The organism is Streptomyces sp. 6N223, from assembly GCF_052246635.1.
Taxonomy (GTDB): Bacteria; Actinomycetota; Actinomycetes; order Streptomycetales; family Streptomycetaceae; genus Streptomyces.
Genome location: NZ_JBQQCA010000126.1, coordinates 1 through 3726, shown reverse-complemented (window position 1 = coordinate 3726; position 3726 = coordinate 1). Strand labels below are relative to the sequence as shown.

Genomic DNA, 3726 nt, shown 5'->3' with positions numbered 1-3726 from the left:
GGGCAACCCGCTCAACCAGAACAACCCCTCCGGCGCACTGGGCAACGCCCCGCTCTCGGGCCACTGGTTCGAGGCCCAGTTCCAGGAGCTCCTGGAGAACGCCCACCCGCCCCTGTGACCCCCACGGCCAGCTGACGGAGAGAAGCTGACCGCAACGGAGAGCTGAAGAGCCCCACACACTCGCCCCCGGTGCCCCTCAGGCACCGGGGGCGAGGTGCGCCATGGACGCCGCAGGCACGCGCAACACCGGCCAGATCACTCGTCGGGACCCCCCGTCGACCACGGGTTTCGAAGCGCTTCGACACTGGTTGGCAACCCACTTGTGCCCACAAGCCGTGAGGCAACGACGGGAAACCCCTTGTGTCCCCTCGTCAAACGCCGATCGGACGCGTTCATCGAACTTCTGCCGCAGGGCTTGTGCGACCCACTCTTCGGTCCTAATCTCAGCGCACATCGAAGCGCTTCGATCACTCGTCCCACGTGTGCCCGGCGAGCGTCGGTGACCACCGCAAGGGTCGTTGACGTCGCGCCGGACTCGCCCTCCGAGTCGATCGAGAGCCGGCGCGATCTCGACCAGCGACTGCTCGACAAGCACCACGACACGAACGCCTGACTCCACGCCGAATCCCACCACCCCCCACCAGCGGTGCTCCGGGCCGGGCAGCCCCTGACCCCGCCCGGCCCGGAGCTCACCGCGGACAGCGAGGAGGACTCCATGTCGCGGAGCATGGTTCACGGACCTCCATGCCGCGGGCGACCCACCGCGACAGCGCGGGCCGGGACGAGCCCACGGCCCGATGGCACATCGAGTCGCACGTCATCAGGGGCCGCCCGGGTTCATGGGCGGTTCACCGGACAGCCCACCGTCTCCGTGCGCTGACCAAGCGACCACGGCGGGAGCGTCCCGACCGGCCGCGCCGTTCCCCATCGCCTCCGTCCACGGGGTGAGAGCCGCCTCAACCCTCCCCACAGAAAAGGGACGACTGTGAAGCCTCGCAAGCACAGACTCCTGATCGCCCTGGTGGCGATCCTCCTCGGCCTGGTGGCCATACCGGCGACCGCCCTGGCCTCGAACGCCGGCGCCGAAAAGGCCCGGAAGCCGCGGCAGGTGTCCGCCGCGCAGGAGACGGTCGCGGCCATGCAGCCGGGCTGGAACGTGGGCAACACCCTGGACGCCATCCCCGACGAGACCTCCTGGGGCAACCCGCGCATCACCCCCGAACTGCTGGCCGCCATCCACGACCAGGGCTTCAAGAGCATCCGGCTCCCCGTGACCTGGAACGACCACCAGGGCGGCGCCCCCGACTACACCATCGACCCCGCCTATCTCGACCGCGTCGAGCAGGTCGTGAACATGGCGCTGGACGAAGGCCTGTACGTCCTGATCAACCTCCACCACGACTCCTGGCAGTGGATCTGGGAGATGCCCACCCAGCACGACCAGGTCCTCGCCCGCTACACCGCCACCTGGACCCAGATCGCCGAACGCTTCCGCGACGACGCGCCCCGCAAGCTGCTCCTCGAGAGCGTCAACGAGCCGCAGTTCACCAACAGCACCGGCGTGCCGCAGGAAGAGGAGCTGCTGGACGAGCTCAACACCACCTTCCACTCCATCGTCCGCGGCACCGGCGGCACCAACGCGACCCGCGTGCTCGTGCTGCCCACCCTCCACACCAACGGCGACCAGGCCCACCTGGACGAGCTGGACGACACCATCGCCGCGCTGAACGACCCCAACATCGCCGCCACCATCCACTTCTACGGCTTCTGGCCCTTCAGCGTGAACATCGCCGGCTACACCCGCTTCGACGCCGACACCCAGGCCGACATCACCGGAACCTTCGACCGCGCCTACAACACCTTCGTCTCCCAGGGCATCCCGGTGATCGTCGGCGAGTACGGCCTGCTCGGCTGGGACAGGAGCCTCGATGTCATCGAGCACGGCGAGGCACTGAAGTTCCTGGAGTTCTTCGGCTCCTACGCCCGCCAGAAGCAGCTCACCACGATGTGGTGGGACAACGGCCAGCACTTCAACCGCACCACCTTCGAGTGGCGCGACCCCAGCCTGTTCCGCCAGATCCAGTCCAGCTGGACCACGGACTCCGCAACGGCCTCCAGCGACCAGATCTTCGTCCGCGCCGGCCAGGAGCCGACCGACGCGACGCTCACGCTGAACCTCAACGGCAACAGCCTGACCTCGGTCGCCAACGGCTCCGAGGAACTGGTGCGCGGCCAGGACTACACCGTCAGCGGCGACCAGGTCACCATCGCCGCCGCCACACTCGCCCGCCTCACCGCGAGCCAGGAGTACGGGGTCAACGCCACGCTGACGCTCCGCTTCGACGGCGGCGTGCCGTGGGACGTGAACGTCATCACCTACGCCACCCCGGTTCTGGAGAACGCCGACGGCACCACCAGTTCCCTGACCATCCCGACGGCGTTCAACGGCGACCGGCTGGCCACCATGGAGGCGGTCTACGCCGACGGCACCAACGCCGGCCCGCACGACTGGACCCCGTACAAGGAGTTCGCCTACACCTTCTCGCCCGACTACGCCGCCGGGCGGATCACCCTGAAGCAGGAGTTCTTCGCCGAGACCAGGGACAACTCCACCATCAACCTGACCTTCCACTTCTGGAGCGGCGAGACCATCACCTACACCCTGACGCGGTCCGGCAGCACCATCACCGGCACCACGACCTGACGACCTGACCGCCACCGGCCTGGGGCCGGCCGGGGGCGGCCGGGGCCGCTCCGGGGTGCGCTGACCCGCGCATCACCACACACCGTCCCGCGCACGACGGGACTCACCGAAGGAGACACACCACCGTGAGACGAGCCGCACGAAGATCCTTTCTCAGACTCATCACCCCGCTGGTCGCCCTCGTGGCGTTCATCGGCATGTCCACCTCCCCGGCCCACGCCGCCACCTGGTCGACCGACCAGCGGTGGGGACAGTGGAGCAACGGGGGCTACACCCTCTACAACAACATCTGGGGCTCCGGCGCCGGATACCAGAGCATGTGGGCCAACAACTACAGCAACTGGGGCGTGTGGGCCAACCACCCCAACACGGGCGGCATCAAGTCCTACCCCAACTCCACACGCGGGGTGTACCGCAACCTCGACCAGCTCTCCGGGCTCAACAGCAACTTCAACGTCTCCGTCCCCTGGCAGGGCGCCTACAACACCGCCTACGATATCTGGGACACCGACCACGACCACGAGATCATGCTCTGGATGAACTGGAGCGGCCCGGTCGGACCGATCGGCTCGTACCAGACCCGGGTCAGCGTCGGCGGCCACACCTGGGACGTCTACCGCGGCAGCAACGGCGCCAACAACGTCTACTCCTTCCTCCGCGCCGGTCACACCACCGCGGGCAGCGTGGACATCCTGCCCATCCTGCGCTGGATCGCCGGCCGAGGCTGGATCAGCTGGAGCGAGCCCATCGGCGACGTCCAGTTCGGCTACGAGATCACCTCCTCGTCCGGCGGAATGAACTTCGTCACCAACCAGTTCGGCGTCAACTACTGGTGATCCGCATGCGTTCCGCGTGAAATGAGACGCGCACCGCTACAGACGTGTGGCTCCGGCGAACGGCGACGTATGGGAGAAGCCGGCCACCTGGCAGCCGCACGTCGTCGTGATCGGCCTGGGCATCAACGACTTCTCCACCCCCCTCAACGCGGGCGAGCGCTGGGCCACGCAGGAGGAGCTCGTCGC

At 67.9% G+C, this 3726-nt stretch carries 2 protein-coding genes; both read left to right on the top strand.

What is annotated here, in order from left to right; genetic code table 11:
* Positions 1–985: 985 nt before the first annotated feature.
* Entirely contained in the window at positions 986–2704 is a 1719-nt protein-coding gene (locus tag ACTWQH_RS32560) for a cellulase family glycosylhydrolase (protein WP_443290420.1), read from the top strand.
* A 125-nt stretch (positions 2705–2829) separates the two neighbouring features.
* Positions 2830–3540 (top strand): GH12 family glycosyl hydrolase domain-containing protein, encoded by a 711-nt coding sequence (locus tag ACTWQH_RS32555; RefSeq protein ID WP_443290419.1) that lies wholly within the window; start codon positions 2830–2832, stop codon positions 3538–3540.
* Positions 3541–3726 lie beyond the last annotated feature (186 nt).